This is a genomic window from Mucilaginibacter sp. PAMB04274 (genome assembly GCF_039634385.2).
Lineage (GTDB): Bacteria > Bacteroidota > Bacteroidia > Sphingobacteriales > Sphingobacteriaceae > Mucilaginibacter.
Map to the genome: position 1 here is coordinate 4,351,238 of NZ_CP155081.2, position 14,819 is coordinate 4,366,056.

A 14,819-nucleotide genomic window follows, 5' to 3' on the forward strand; every position below is an offset into this window, starting at 1 on the left:
TCATTTATGCAATGCCGAAGCCTTTTTAGCATGGCCAACTCAATAATGTTTAATCCGCCTCACTAAGCCATCTCCTGGCTTCTTCAATTTCGGTAAAAAATTGTGCGGTTACTTTGCCCATAGTGATATCAATGCTTTTATGGGCAGACATGCGGCTGAAAGTGCTGAGGGAGTATATCCAGGCAAAATGCTTCAGGCCAGCATCCTGCATAGCCGGAAACCAGTATTCGCCGCCCCAGTCTGCCGCTTCTGACCAATTTCCTACTACATGGGTATTGTCATTCAACACTTTTGAACAGTTGTTCTTTTGGAGCAGATCAAGCATAATCATGCAGCCTTTCTGCACCGACTCGAGGTTTTGATAGCCCAGCCAGTTTACATCCAGCCACTGCTGTTCGGGCACATACTTCATTTCAATAAAGTTACCCTTGTAAAATGTTTGGTTATCTGTCTCCAAATCGATCAGTTCATGCTTACCACTAATGGGAAGCAGGAAGAAAAAGGTTGAACCTTTGCCCGGCTCACTCTCAATCCAGAAACTGCCATTATGCCGTTTAATAATTTCTGAAGATATAAATATTCCTAATCCAAGTCCTTGAAAGCGCATGGAGGTATTATCTACCCGGTAATAACGATCAAAAAGCCTGGTGAGGTTTTCAGCCGCGATACCTATCCCGAAATCCTGCACGGATACAACAATGTTATTTTGCTGAACTTCTGAACGGACAACTATCTTGTCAGCATCAGGCGAGTATTTTATGGCATTTACCAAAAAGTTGTTGATAACCTGTTCTATCCGCAGCCTATCACCATTGTATACTACGTCATCATTATGCTCAATAATGATCTGGTGCTTTTCGTTAGCCTGCTGCACGCTTTCTACAGCTTCGCGCAAGGCGGCACCAAACTCAAACGGCTCCAGGTTATAAACCATTTTGCCAGCGTTAATCTTAGATACATCCAAAAGGTCTGATATCAGGCTTTCTAACCGGATGAGCTGAGAAGAGGCTTTACTCACAAAACTGTAAGCCTTTGTATCAGGCGCAATCATTTTTTGGCCCAGTTGCAAAAATGCCTTAACAGAGGTAAGCGGCGTTTTTAATTCATGGCTGGCAATACTCAAAAACTCATCCTTTTGCTTTTCGGCCACCTTTTGCTCATGGATATCCATGTTGGTACCAAACCATTTAATCACCTTGCCATTACTGTCTTTTAGAGGTATGGCCTTACCCAGGTGCCAGCGGAAAGCACCATCAGAAGCTCGCTTGAAGCGATATTGAATTTCGTAAGGCGCGCCTTTTTTGACCGACCTGGTCCAATTTTCAATAGTACGTTGCAAATCATCCGGATGCAGCATAGGCTGCCACCCCCATCCTATTGATTCTTCTGAGGTTAAACCGCTATATTCAAAATAACGTTTGTTGTAATAATCAACGCTACCTTCAGCATCGGCCGTCCATACTTGTGCAGGCACATTGTCGGCAATAAGCTTAAATTGTTCTAAACCAGACAACAGCGTATCGGCATTCGTTTCCAGAATTGCCTTGTGTACCGCAGTTTCGAGTGCAAGTCTCTCCTTTTCTTCTTTTAAACGGGCAACTTCCTGCCTTAGCTTTTCAAGCTCTGCCACTTGCTCGTTGAATTCGGGTAAAGACATTATATATTGGTGTTATTTATTATTACGATAAGTAACTTCAAAGGTAATCTATTGTCGCAACAGTTACATTACGGGCATAAGATCAATTTAAGAAATTACTTCGTAACTTGATTATCTACTCTAGAAACGCTGTACGTTATAACGCAATATTGAAAAATAAATGCTAAAAGTCTTTATTCAGCAGCTTCTCAAGTTCGGCAAAACTAATGTTCATTTTTACCCTGCCCTGCTTAGCGTAGGATATCTCTCCGGTTTCTTCTGATACAATGATGGCTGTGGCCTCATTAGCCTCCGTAACACCTATACCGGCGCGGTGGCGCAAACCAAATTGCGAAGGCAAATCCGTATTATCAGTAAGCGGTAGAATACAACTTGCCGATTTAATTTTGTTACCCGAAATGATAACGGCCCCATCGTGCAAAGGGCCATTCTTTTGAAAAATGCTTTCAATGAGCCGCTTGGATATGCGGGCATCCATCATTTCGCAGCTGGTTTGGTAAATCTGCTCGTCATAATCCTTTACAAACACAATTAATGCCCCGGTGCGGGTTTGCTTCATACTTTTGCAGGCATCAATAATAGGTTTTATGCGCTTGTAATTGTCTTTCTCTACGTCAGATTTTCCCAAAAAATACTTCCACCAGGCCCGGTTGCGTTGCAGGGATGCGTTACGGCCTACCAATAGCAAAAACCTCCTTATCTCCTGCTGGAAAACAACAATGGCAGCAATAATGCCCACGTTCATGAAATTGCCCAGTATACCGGTAAGCAAACGCATATTTAACGCCCTTACCACAAAGTAGAGCAGGCAGATCATGGCAAAGCCAATAAAAATATTAGCTGCAATGGTACCTCGTATAAGGTTATACAGCTGGTAAATCAGAAAGGCAACCAGTAAAACATCTAAAATATCGAACAGGTTAAACCTAAACAGGTTAAAGTCGATGGACTGCATGAACGAAGTTAGGTAATTTCGGTAAGTATTTTAGTTGCAGGTTACAGATCCCGGATATCAAATGTCCATGATATGTTTTTCAACAAACGATGTTGCGGCAAAAAACCTTCAACTCACAAACATTTTATTGCGCACTTAACTTGGGCACGGTGCGTTTTTCGGGTGGTAATGCCAGCCATTTTTTGTACGAATCGTTTATGTAAACAGCCATTGATTCGGCGGCGTTGCTACGCACAAACTCATAGGTTGGCCTATACAAATTCATAAATATCTCAAGGTCGCGGCCCTTTAGCGGCACAATGCTGCCTACGTATACTTTTGTAAATACAGAGTCGATACGGCGTTCTTTTTCCTCATGCTCAAAGTAGCGTTTTAACCGGCGCGCATCCTTGGCTTCCTTACCAAACCAGGTAGTAGGCGACAGAACATACACTTTACTTTTTTGATATACCTGTGGATATTCAGCCCTTGGATCAAAACGCTGACCGCGTACATTCACCTCGCGCAAGGCAATACCCAGTGGGGTCATGGTAATGCTTTTATAACGCAAATCGGCCAGGTACAAGGTATCTGAAACATAGCCGGGTGATGAAAATATTAATATATTTCCCAACACCGCCCTGATATCAAAAGTGCCGTTTGCGGTAGTTAGAGCAACCTGGTTGTTATTGGTATTGCGCACCAGCACATCGGCCAGCCTGTTGTTGGTGCCAGCTTCAATCACCTGCCCGCGTACGGCGTTTTGTTGTGCTTTTACGGTTAAGCTTATCAGGCTTATGCAAAGTATCAGGTAGTATCTTAGTTTCATCATGTAGCCTGTATCTGTTTATATGATAAATAACCGCATTGCAGCGGCTTGGTTTGGTTATAAAGCGTTAAAGTTAAGCATAAAAAAAACCCGGCCAAATTGCCGGGTCTTTTTCGTTATTTTTTGAAAACGTTATTAGCCTCGTTATAATCGGGCAGTACTTTATCGGGGTCGTACGTCACCGATTCAATTTCGGCTATTGACGGGTATTTAAACGTCCAGCTGGTGTTACGCTCCCATATCTCAACAGGCAGCTTAATACGGTCAACCTTACCGCCTTTTTGTTTTATTTCCAGTATAACCGGCATAGCCATTTTTTCCAGATTATCCAACGTAATTAAAGCACCTTTGCTGGCATCATTATCTACGTATTTCACATCACGCACGGCCACATCAAGGCGCCAGTTGTTGATGAACCAGCCACGCCAGAACCATTGCAGACTCTCGCCACCTGCATTTTCCATTGTACGGAAAAAGTCATCAGGGGTTGGGTGTTTGAATGCCCAGCGTTCTATGTAAGTCCTAAAGGCAAAATCAAAACGTTCCGGACCTAAGATCTGTTCGCGTAACATGGTTAAACCTATACCAGGTTTGTTGTATAATAATAAACCTGTGTTACGTTCCTTTAAACCGGCAGGCGTTGTCATTACGGGTTCAACTTCGGGACGGGTGTAGGCTATACCAACACGGTGCATATCTACCGGGCGTTCTTTGTACTCGCCGTTGTTAAAAGCATCGGTTGATAGGGTATTGATGAACGTATTGAAGCCTTCATCCATCCAGCCGTATAAACGCTCATTAGAACCTACAATCATTGGGAACCAGGTATGGCCAAATTCGTGGTCGTTTACGCCCCACAGGCCAGCACCACGACTACGGTAGCTACAAAATACAATACCGGGGTATTCCATTCCACCTACATTACCCGCTACGGTTGATGCCACCGGGTAAGGGTACTCGAACCATTTTTGTGAGTTAAACTCAATTGATTTTTTAGTGTACTCGGTTGAACGGCCCCAGGCAGCGTTGCCATCGCTCTCAACAGGGTAGGCTGATACAGATATACATTTTTTACCACTCGGCAGGTTAATTTTGGCAGCATCAACAATAAATGAAGCTGATGAACCGAAGGCAGCATCACGTGCATTCTTGATCTTGAATCGCCAGGTTAACTCCTGCTTTCCAGCTGGGCGGGACGCCGCATTGGTAACCTCCTCAGCGGTGCGTATCAATACGGTTTTATCACTCTGTGCAGCTTGTGCCCAGCGCTTTTGCTGCTCAGGAGTATACACCTCCTGCGGATTTTGCAACTCGCCCGACGCCAACACAATGTGGTTAGCCGGTGCAGTAATAGCTAAGTCAAAATCGCCATACTCGAGGTAAAACTCGCCCGGACCGGTATAAGGTACGGTGTTCCACCCTTGCACATCATCAAACACGCACATGCGCGGAAACCACTGCGCTACGTTAAATATTTTACCGTTTTTGGTTTGCTGCACGCCGTTACGGTCTGATCCATAATCGGGTGTGATGAATGAATATTCAATTTTTACCTTTACCTGGCCACCGTTAGGCGTAACCTCTTTAGGTAAATAGATTTGCATGCGGGTGTCATTAATTATATACTTGGCATCCACATCATTTACTTTTACCGATTTAATGTTATACCCGCCGTTAAAACCGCCACGTGTTCCGTTACGGCTACCGCTTAAAGGAATGATGGCGCTACCGCGTGAATCTTGCTTAAACAGATTTTGATCCAACTGCATCCACAAAAAGCCCAACTTCTGCGGGCTGTTGTTGGTGTAGGTTAATATTTCTGTTCCGCTAATTTCGTTGATTTTGTCGTTTAGGCGGGCGGCTAACTGGTAATCGGCCTTATTTTGCCAGTAACGGGCTCCGGGCTCGCCGCTGGCAGCTCTGAAATCGTTGCCAGTTTTGCTATAAAACAACGGGTTAAAGGCCTCGTAATAGCTGTATTTGCTAACCGGTGCTGCAGGGTCGGCTGGCTGTTGCTGTGCCTTGCTTAAACCGGTAATAGCCATAAAAGCCAGCGAAAAGCCGGCAATCAGATGGTATCTCATCGTTAAGAAAATAGTTGTAGTTAAATTTAAAAAGCAATTATAGGAATAATTGCTTTACCGTGTAATCTAGTAAGCTGATTGTTACCAAATTTTATTTTGCCTGAAAGTGATCTTCATACACTTTTTCATCGAAGCCAAAGTACAAAAAGCCATTATCCTCAATTACCGGCCTCTTAATCATACTGGTTTTTTGCTGCAGTAAGGGGAGGGCTTCTGCAGCGCCTTTTACACTATCTTTTGTTTCGGAGTCCAAGCCTTTCCAGGTAAGTCCCTGCTTGTTTAAAAATTTATCATAACCGGCTTGTTGATTCCATTCATCCAGCTTTTCGGTGCTAACGCCCAGCTTCTTAAAATCATGAAACTCAAAATCTATTTGATGTTGCTTTAACCAATCCAGCGCTTTCTTTACCGTGTTGCAGTTGGTAATACCATATACTTTCATGCAGCAAAGTTATTAATTTCTGCTGCCTCCGCTTACGTCGTCGTTATTAATACCACGCTGGTTCTTTTTAAGCTCGCCGCTTAGCTTACCAAATTTATAATTGAAGCTGATGTTAAACGTACGGGCATACATATCATTTAGCGTTAACTGATATGAAGTTGGCGTACGGATGGTATTATCAATAGTTCTAAACTTTTGGAAAGGGGTGTTTACATAAACGGATATGGTTGCCTTTTTATCCAAAAATTCTTTTGATGCACTAGCAGCGTAGCCTAACCAGTAGTTATCGCGCCCTTGCAGCATTACGTAGCGGCTATCAAAATCAAAGTTGGCACCCAGGCGGTAGCCGTTGTCGAACTTGTAATTGAGGCCCGAAAAGGTGTGCCCCTGAAACCCTTTGGTATTGAACAAAACACTGTTTACATATCCCCTTAACCATACATGTACCAACTGACTGTTGATATTAAAGTTAAGATTTTTAGTAATGGGGTAGTTTGCATTAAAATCGAACCCTAAGCGCTTGTTATTACCTACGTTTTGAAAGGTACTCACGCTTGTTCCGCTGGCCTGATCAAACGCAGTAATATATTCCACCGTGTTGTTGGCAAACTTGTAATTTAAACCAAAATTGAATGATCCTTTTTTGAAGTTACTGTACGTTAACTCAATACTGTGATTAACCACCGGGCGCAAATCTGGATTACCGACCCGGATAAAGTTGGTGTTGGAGCGGTCTATAAATGGATTTAACTGCCATATACCAGGGCGTTGTATCCTATCGGTGTAGCCAATATTAATACTGCTGGTTTTAAAGCTGCGCTGTATGGAAAGTGAGGGAATAAGGTTTGAATAACGCTGATTAAGGGCCTCGCTGGCATTAACCGTTGTATGCTCCAGGCGCAAACCACCTTTAGCTACCCATTTTTCATCAAACTTTAACTGGTATGAATTATACAAGCTATATACATTTTGCTGATAATCAAACATATTGTTTTGATTAGGATCGAGCACGTACGCAGCATTGTTAACCTGATTCTCGGTATAAGCATCGCTAAAATTATTGCGAAAAATAGCTTTTGCACCCGCTTCAATGTTCAGCTTTTTAGCCGGTTGTACGTAATCCAATTGCAGGGTGTGCTCTTTGTTACCCGAATTATTGTACTGCTTGTAGTTAGGGTTAGTAAACCCAATACGCTGCGTAAACGCAATATCGTTGAACTGGGTATTTTTAGAAGAATTGAACTTGTAAGATGCCGTAAGCAACTGATCTTTATTACGCTTAAAGCCTAACTGGTAATTTAAACCGGCGCCAAAGCCACGGTAACCGTTATCGGCCGTGTTTAAGGAGCGGTATGAATTATTTTCGGCAGCAGTTGTGTTGTTGATGAAGTTAGAGAACAGATCGCGTTCCGAATTATTTTTGCCACGGTAATACTCAAACGTACCGGTAAGGAGATTAAGACTATCGCCCTCATAAGTTAATTCGGTACTGCCATAGGTGTGGTTACCACTGTTGGTATTAGCACCTTGCTGATTGAGGGATGATGCCAGGGCTCCACCAGCTTGGTAATTTTCATTTAAATTACTAAAACCAGTTGTAAGGTTGTTGCGCTTGTTGTAGCCGGCATAGCCCCCCAAACCAAATTTGCCCTGCTTAACCGTTAAATTTAAATTAGCGCCCGGTCCCCACAAATTGCTGTACCGGCCGTTAATGCTACCGTTGTAACCTTGGGTAAGATCCTTTTTGGTAATAATGTTAATGATACCCGCCAGACCTTCCGCGTCATACTTGGCCGGCGGCGTAGTAATTACTTCAATTTTTTGGATGTTGCTGGCCGGCATTGATCTGAAAATATCGGCCGGGTTGCGAGCAATTAAGGCCGATTCCTTACCGTTAATTAATATTTTATAGTTAGTGTTACCTTGCAGCTTAATGTTATCTGTGGCATCAACTGATAGCAACGGTACACGGCGCATCATGTCCAGCACGGTTATTACCTTATTTTCGGGGTCCGCCTGCACATCGTAGCTTATGCGATCTACCTCGCGTTTCATTAATGGCTTAACAGTGGTAATGGTTACCTCCTTTAACTGACTTGTAGATGGGCTTAGTAACAACTTGCCCAAATCGGTTACTTTATCAAGATTATTAATATTGATGGTTTTGCCGTTATAGCCCACATAAACCAGTGCGAGTTTGTAGGACTTTATAGTGAGACCTGTTATGGTAAACGTACCGTCATCCTTAGTAAAGGTGCTTTTAACCGGCTGGTTGTTCATATCTACCAAGGCTACGGTAACATAACTCAGCGGTTCCTTTTTTACAGAGTCTACCACTGAACCTTTTATGGTTGCAGTTGGTGCGGTTGCAGTTTGCGCTGTTGCAAAAACAAAAAGGCAGAAAGAAAATACGGCGGTCAGTAAAAGTTTTTTCATCAATGCGATAAGAATAGTCGGTTGCAGCGCTGAAATTTGTTGTTGTAAACAGCTTACATCACAATAGATGCAGTTTTATAACAAAACGTTACAGCAGATTCTAATTATTTCGCAAAATAATACAGCTAACGCAAATACAACTTTTAATTAACAACATTTAACTAAAATTTAACACATGATACCTATCTGCTATTTATTGTAGCGGGTCATGGTAAGCTCAGTACCGGCAGTGGCAAAGCTTTTTATCATTTCAATAGAGCGGTCTATCAGGGCAGGGAGCTCCGGTTTTTCATCCTCATCAAAGCCGCTCAGCACATAGTCAACCTGGCGGCCTTTGGGGTAATTATCGCTTATGCCAAAACGTAAACGGGCATAGTTGTTATTGCCTAATACTTGTTCAATATGCTTTAATCCATTGTGACCGGCAGCACTGCCTTTGGGCTTAAGGCGCAGGGTGCCTAATGGCAATGCCAGGTCATCAACCAAAACCAACACATTTTCGACCGGTATTTTTAGTTGCTGCATCCAATAACTAAGCGCTTTACCGCTTAAGTTCATAAAGGTGGTTGGTTTAATTAAATGCAGCATACGGCCTTTGTGGCTAACCTCGGTATAATAGGCCAGGCGCATGTTATGAAACTGGGCACTCTCCTGTTTGGCCAGTTCATCCAATATCATAAAGCCAATGTTATGACGGGTATCTTTATATTCCGGACCAATATTGCCCAGGCCTACGATGAGGTATTTCATTTTATTGCTTTGTTAACCAACCTAACTTTAATCACGAACGACAGTAAGAAATACTTTCTATTATACACATGTTTTCATGAACAACACTTCTCATTAGTACCCCAAGTAACGTTTGTTATGGCAAAACTAACAAACCCTGTTAAACAAATGAAGTTGTTAATTAAATAGTGGATAGCAAAGAAAAGCCGCCTCCCTTTATGGGTGAGGCGGCTTTTCTTTACTTTGATAACTACTAAAGAGCTTATTTACCTTTAGCTGCTTCTTGCTCTGCCTGACGCAGGGCACGTGAAGTAGTGATAGATAAGATAGTATCTTCCGGAGTATTAGTAATAGTCAGGTTAGGAACGCTGATGTCGCGTACACGTACTGATTTACCTACTTCTAAACCTTCAATGCTCACCTCTATAGAATCTAAGTGATCTTTAGGTAAAGCTTTAACACGCAGTTTACGTAATTTTTGTACTAATTTACCACCCATTTTAACACCTGGCGAAGTACCAGTTAAAAGGATAGGAATTTCGATAGTTACCGGTTTGCTTTCATCCAGTAATAAAAAGTCAACGTGCAATAACTCATCAGTTAATGGATGAAACTGCATGTCTTTGATGATAGCTTGGCTGGTAGTACCGGCAACGTCTAAGTCGATGAATTGAACAACTGGTGTATAAATCACCGGTTTCAAATCAGCTGCGGATACTGAAAAATGCGTTTGAGTAGCACCACCGTATAAAACAGCAGGTACTAAACCCTGGTAACGCAGTTCCTTAGCATCACGTTTCCCTACGTTCTCTCTTGGAGAACCGCTAATAGCAATTGATTTCATTTTTTTGTTTTTAAATTGTTTGTTCTACAAAGACCAGAGCTGGCAGCCCGTGGTCCATAGTTCTTATATAATATATCTGTTAGCTTATAACCATGGGCTACCTGCCATGAACTAACAACTATCAATCTATCTTAAACAACTGACTAATTGAACCATGCTCATTTACATTAGCAATGGCCTTACCAAAAAGATCGGCAGTTGATAATACTTTTATTTTACTGCACTCCTGTTTTAAAGGAATGGTATCGGTCACAATCAGCTCTGTTAGGGCCGAGTTTTCGATAGTTTCGTACGCTTTGCCCGATAATACCGGGTGCGTACATACGGCACGCACACTGTTAGCGCCACGCTCCATAATTAAACCGGCTGCTTTGGCTAGTGTACCGGCTGTATCACATATATCGTCAATCAGTACAATGTCCTGTCCGGTTACATCACCTATAATGGTCATGCTTTCTATCTCGTTGGCACGTTTGCGACGTTTATCGCAAATTACCACCTCGGCGTTAAAAAACTTGGCAAATGTACGAGCCCGGTATGAGCCGCCCATATCAGGCGAGGCTATGGTTAAGTTAGGCAAAGCCAAACTTTTAATATAGGGCACAAATATGATTGAAGCATCCAGGTGATCTACCGGTATGTCAAAGAAAGCCTGTATCTGGGCCGCATGTAAATCCATGGTCATTACCCGGTTTGCGCCAGCTGCCGTAAGCAGGTTAGCTACCAGTTTAGCACCAATGGCCACACGTGGCTTATCCTTACGGTCCTGACGCGCCAAACCAAAATATGGAATTACAGCAGTTACATAATGGGCTGACGCACGGCGGGCGCAGTCAATCATCATGAGCAGCTCCATCAGGTTATCGGTTGGTGGATTAGTACTCTGGATGAAAAACACATCACATCCACGTACCGACTCGTTAATGAATGGCTGAAACTCGCCATCACTAAAGCGCGACAAGGTCATATCACCTAATTCGCGGCCGTAAACCTTGGCAATTTTAGCTGCAAGATCTGTTGACCCTGAGCCCGAAAACAACTTAACCGGATTGAACTGTAAAGGCATCTTCTTTTGATTCGGATTTCGGCGGTTTGATTTCGAACTTCAGCTCGATCTCTCCTTCCGGCTTTAAGACTTCAATATTTTTTTTTACTTCCTGCTCACCCGCCCAACCATCGTTTTTTAATAATGGTTCCGGCTAAAACGAAAAATTCGAATTTCGATATTCCGAAATTCGAATTTTCTCTCTGTTGTCCGACCTGGATTCGAACCAAGACAAACGGTACCAAAAACCGTCGTACTACCTTTATACTATCGGACAATCCTCTTTCGGTTTGTTATCCTCTCCGAAATCGAATGCAAATGTAAGGCGAAAAATTGAAGCTGCAAAAATATTTTTCAAAAAAATTAATGCCTACACAATAACGCCATTTGTAACTGTTAATTTATGTTAAAGCACAACTAATTAACCCAACCTATCTATAGATTTATTAATTTCGTCAGCTTTTAGTTTAGCAGAAGACTGTATAACCCAATATGAATTACAACAAGATTAATAACCTTTTTGGCTGGCTTTCCTTTTTAATTGCCGCCATTACGTATACGTTAACCCTTGAGCCCTCTACCAGTTTTTGGGATTGCGGCGAGTTTATTGCCTGTATTTATCGTTTACAGGTAGCCCACCAACCTGGTGCGCCACTATTTACCATGATAGGCAAAGCCTTCTCGCTCCTCTCATTCGGAGATGTAACCAAGGTAGCTTACTGGACCAATATGGCATCGGCTATAGCTAGTGCAGCCACTATTTTGTTTCTTTTTTGGAGCATTACTATGCTCGCTAAAAAAATACTGATTAAAAAAGCTGAGGACTTAAACATCACCAATACGATACTTATTATAGGTGCAGGTTTGGTAGGTGCATTAGCTTATACATTCTCTGATACCTTCTGGTTCTCGGCCGTTGAGTCTGAAGTTTATGCGCAATCATCATTGTGTACGGCTGTAGTTTTTTGGGCTATATTAAAATTTGATGCCCACGCCGATGAGCCGGGAGCAGACCGCTGGATTGTGTTCATTGCTTACATCATGGGCTTATCAATAGGTATACACTTACTTAACTTGCTGGTTATACCGGTAATTGCCCTTATCCTGTATTTCCGCCGCGCTAAAAACGTTACGGCATCAGGTACAATCTGGTCGTTTATAATCGGTGTTGTGGTTTTAGGATTGGTGCTTTGGGGCATTATCCAGTTCACGGTTAAAGGCGCTGCCTATGCCGATCTATGGTTTGTAAACACCTTGGGCTTCAGCTTTAATAGTGGCGCTATTGTATTTTACCTGCTGGTAGTTGCTGCACTGGTAGCCGGCGTTTACTATTCGGTTACGTTATCAAAAGGTGCATTAATTGTGGCGGTGGCCAGTTTTATTATTGCGTTAAGCATAAGCGGTGGCATTGTTGGCTTAATTGCCGCTGTTGCTGTTTTAGCTTTACTGGAATATGTGCTTAAAGTACGTCAAAAGCGCTACTCTTTAAATATGGTATTGCTTTGTACTATGTTCATTCTACTGGGCTATAGTTCATTTGTGATGATTGTAGTACGCGCCAAAGCGGGTACCAACCTTAATAATAGCGACCCTCAGGATGCTTTTGCCCTGAACAGCTATTTAAACCGTGACCAATACGGCGAAACACCTCTGTTATATGGTCAGTACTTTGATTCGAAACCACAAGAATCAAAAGAAGGTGCTACCATATACCGCCGTGGGGCTACTAAATATGAAATAGCCGGCAAAAAATCGAGTACTGTTTATGACCGCAATACGCTGTTCCCACGTATATATGATACGGATGGTAACAAATCGGCATTTTACCGCGAGTGGCTGCAATTAGGCCCGGAAGAACAGCCTAACATGTCGCATAATCTGGGCTTTTTCTTTAGCTGGCAAGTACACCAAATGTACAACCGATACTTTTTATGGAACTTTGCCGGACGTACCAATGATATGGACGGACAAAACAATAGTAAAGGAACTGATGGCAACTGGCTGAGCCCTTTTGATTGGTTTAAAGCTTTCCCAAGCACGGTTACTGAAAGCAATGCTTATAACCGCCTTTACTGCCTGCCGCTTATTATTGGCATACTGGGTTTAATATACCATTTCCAGCGCAACAAGCGCGATGCAGGTGTGGTTGCTGTATTATTCTTTTTTACTGGTTTAGCTATCTTACTTTACCTTAACCAAAACCCATTGCAGCCACGTGAGCGTGACTATGCTTACGTAGGTTCTTTTTATGTGTTTGCCATTTGGATTGGTTTGGGCGTGTTATTTATAGCGCAGTTGCTGAGTAAAGTGCTTAGCCCTAAAGTGAGCGCGGCTGTTGCAACTGTAGCCTGTTTGCTTGCAGCACCAGTGCTGATGGGCTTTCAGGAATGGGATGACCACGACCGCTCTACCAAGATGACACCGCATGATATGGCAGCCAACTACCTTAACTCCTGCGCGCCAAACGCTATCTTGTTCACCTATGGCGATAACGATACTTACCCGCTATGGTATGCGCAGGAAGTGGAAAACATACGCCCGGACGTACGTATTGTGAACCTGAGCCTATTGGGTACCGATTGGTACATACGCCAAATGAAGCAAAAGATGAACGAGTCGGCACCGTTACCTATTACCATGCCTAATGAAAAATTTGCGGCAGGTATACGGGACGTGATCTACTGGAGCGATCAGATGAACGTAACCGATACTACCGAATTGAAAGAGGTTTTCGACTTTATCACCTCTGATAACAAGGAAACCCAGGTGCAGTATGAGAACGGCATGACCATGAATTACCTGCCCACCAAAAACTTTAAGCTATCTGTTAACCCTGATGAGGTTATTCGTACAGGCACTGTACCAGCCAGCCAAAAAAATAACATTGTACCTGCCATTACCTGGAAATATAATTCTAATTATGTAACCAAGGATAACCTGGCTCTGATGGATATCTTATCGCACAATAACTGGAAGCGTCCGGTTTATTTTGCCATAACCGTTGGTAACGAGAACATGATGGGCCTGGATAAGTATATGCATGATGAAGGCTTTGCTTACCGCCTGCAACCTTTAAAAGCCGATACCGCAGCAAATGCACCTGAACCGGTTAACACCATGGTAATGTACAATAACATGATGACCAAGTATAAATGGGGCAACATGAAAACTGCCAAATATTTGGATCATGAGTCAGTTACGATGTTCTACCCTATCATTATTAAGCAGTTTAACTCGCTGGTATCAAACCTGATGAAAGAAGGCCACAACGATTTGGCCGTTAATGCACTAAAACGCTTTGACGAAGTAATGCCATCAACTATTCCGTTTGGTGAGGTTGCTTTGCGCAAGTTCTATTTAAACAACAGCGCTTACGACCTGAACCAAACACAACTCGCCAACAAATGGACTGAGGAGCTGGACAAATACATCGTAAACTCGCTCGACTTCAACTATAATGCTATGCAAAAAGGCGGCGAATTAAACCAGCGCGATATACAGCTCGGCATTTACATGCTGAATGGTTTAGTTGAATTAACCAATACCCATCACCAAACTGCCTTACACAGCAAGCTAAGTGCTCAATACAAAGGCTACGAAGCCAAGTTTGGCAACGTGCTTGGTGGCGGTGGGCAATAAGGGGATATAATATTTTTATAAGCCGGTGTTTCTTAACACCGGCTTTTTTTATGAGCTTTCAATAAAGAACAACTTGACATTTTGATTGCTAACGAGGACTTTTTCAAATAGTGGGCCTTTTATTTGAAAGTTTCCTCACGATGTTCAGGATGACATGAGAAACTCTAGAAAGAACTACAG

General features: G+C 42.7%; 10 protein-coding genes. 1 reads left to right on the forward strand and 9 read right to left on the reverse strand.

All coding sequences use genetic code 11. From position 1 onward, the window contains the following. Positions 1–49: 49 nt before the first annotated feature. The 9 genes from ABDD95_RS18325 to ABDD95_RS18365 form a co-directional block, all read right to left on the reverse strand. Entirely contained in the window at positions 50–1,657 is a 1,608-nt protein-coding gene (locus ABDD95_RS18325; RefSeq protein ID WP_345948795.1) for a PAS domain-containing sensor histidine kinase, read from the reverse strand. A 163-nt stretch (positions 1,658–1,820) separates the two neighbouring features. Beyond that, positions 1,821–2,612: a diadenylate cyclase CdaA gene (cdaA, locus tag ABDD95_RS18330; RefSeq protein ID WP_345948796.1), complete on the reverse strand. Its 792-nt coding sequence runs from the start codon at positions 2,610–2,612 to the stop codon at positions 1,821–1,823. Positions 2,613–2,736: 124 nt separating this feature from the next. Then, positions 2,737–3,423 carry a hypothetical protein gene (locus ABDD95_RS18335; RefSeq protein WP_345948797.1) on the reverse strand — a complete coding sequence of 229 codons (687 nt, stop codon included), beginning with the start codon at positions 3,421–3,423 and terminating at the stop codon, positions 2,737–2,739. A gap of 113 nt (positions 3,424–3,536) precedes the next feature. Further along, positions 3,537–5,504: a M1 family metallopeptidase gene (locus ABDD95_RS18340; RefSeq protein WP_345948798.1), complete on the reverse strand. Its 1,968-nt coding sequence runs from the start codon at positions 5,502–5,504 to the stop codon at positions 3,537–3,539. A 91-nt stretch (positions 5,505–5,595) separates the two neighbouring features. Then, the gene (locus ABDD95_RS18345; protein ID WP_345948799.1) at positions 5,596–5,946 is read right to left on the reverse strand and encodes a Spx/MgsR family RNA polymerase-binding regulatory protein; all 351 of its coding nucleotides are present in this window, start codon (positions 5,944–5,946) and stop codon (positions 5,596–5,598) included. A 12-nt stretch (positions 5,947–5,958) separates the two neighbouring features. Next, positions 5,959–8,382 carry a TonB-dependent receptor gene (locus ABDD95_RS18350; RefSeq protein ID WP_345948800.1) on the reverse strand — a complete coding sequence of 808 codons (2,424 nt, stop codon included), beginning with the start codon at positions 8,380–8,382 and terminating at the stop codon, positions 5,959–5,961. Positions 8,383–8,571: 189 nt separating this feature from the next. After that, positions 8,572–9,132 (reverse strand): aminoacyl-tRNA hydrolase, encoded by a 561-nt coding sequence (pth, locus tag ABDD95_RS18355; protein WP_345948801.1) that lies wholly within the window; start codon positions 9,130–9,132, stop codon positions 8,572–8,574. 241 nt (positions 9,133–9,373) lie between these two features. Next, complete coding sequence (locus tag ABDD95_RS18360) at positions 9,374–9,955, reverse strand: 50S ribosomal protein L25/general stress protein Ctc (RefSeq protein WP_345948802.1); 582 nt, start codon at positions 9,953–9,955, stop codon at positions 9,374–9,376. 121 nt (positions 9,956–10,076) lie between these two features. Further along, the gene (locus ABDD95_RS18365) at positions 10,077–11,021 is read right to left on the reverse strand and encodes a ribose-phosphate pyrophosphokinase (RefSeq protein WP_345948803.1); all 945 of its coding nucleotides are present in this window, start codon (positions 11,019–11,021) and stop codon (positions 10,077–10,079) included. Between the two features lie 471 nt (positions 11,022–11,492). On the opposite strand from ABDD95_RS18365, the gene ABDD95_RS18370 reads away from it, so the two are divergent. Further along, a complete protein-coding gene (locus ABDD95_RS18370) occupies positions 11,493–14,639 on the forward strand; it encodes a DUF2723 domain-containing protein (RefSeq protein ID WP_345948804.1) in 3,147 nt (1,048 codons plus the stop codon). Positions 14,640–14,819 lie beyond the last annotated feature (180 nt).

Bases quoted from the DNA above. Each gene is read 5' to 3' on its own strand.
- ABDD95_RS18325 (WP_345948795.1), bottom strand. From the start codon at position 1,657: ATGTCTTTACCCGAATTCAACGAGCAAGTGGCAGAGCTTGAAAAGCTA.
- cdaA (WP_345948796.1), bottom strand. From the start codon at position 2,612: ATGCAGTCCATCGACTTTAACCTGTTTAGGTTTAACCTGTTCGATATT.
- ABDD95_RS18335 (WP_345948797.1), bottom strand. From the start codon at position 3,423: ATGATGAAACTAAGATACTACCTGATACTTTGCATAAGCCTGATAAGC.
- ABDD95_RS18340 (WP_345948798.1), bottom strand. From the start codon at position 5,504: ATGAGATACCATCTGATTGCCGGCTTTTCGCTGGCTTTTATGGCTATT.
- ABDD95_RS18345 (WP_345948799.1), bottom strand. From the start codon at position 5,946: ATGAAAGTATATGGTATTACCAACTGCAACACGGTAAAGAAAGCGCTG.
- ABDD95_RS18350 (WP_345948800.1), bottom strand. From the start codon at position 8,382: ATGAAAAAACTTTTACTGACCGCCGTATTTTCTTTCTGCCTTTTTGTT.
- pth (WP_345948801.1), bottom strand. From the start codon at position 9,132: ATGAAATACCTCATCGTAGGCCTGGGCAATATTGGTCCGGAATATAAA.
- ABDD95_RS18360 (WP_345948802.1), bottom strand. From the start codon at position 9,955: ATGAAATCAATTGCTATTAGCGGTTCTCCAAGAGAGAACGTAGGGAAA.
- ABDD95_RS18365 (WP_345948803.1), bottom strand. From the start codon at position 11,021: ATGCCTTTACAGTTCAATCCGGTTAAGTTGTTTTCGGGCTCAGGGTCA.
- ABDD95_RS18370 (WP_345948804.1), top strand. From the start codon at position 11,493: ATGAATTACAACAAGATTAATAACCTTTTTGGCTGGCTTTCCTTTTTA.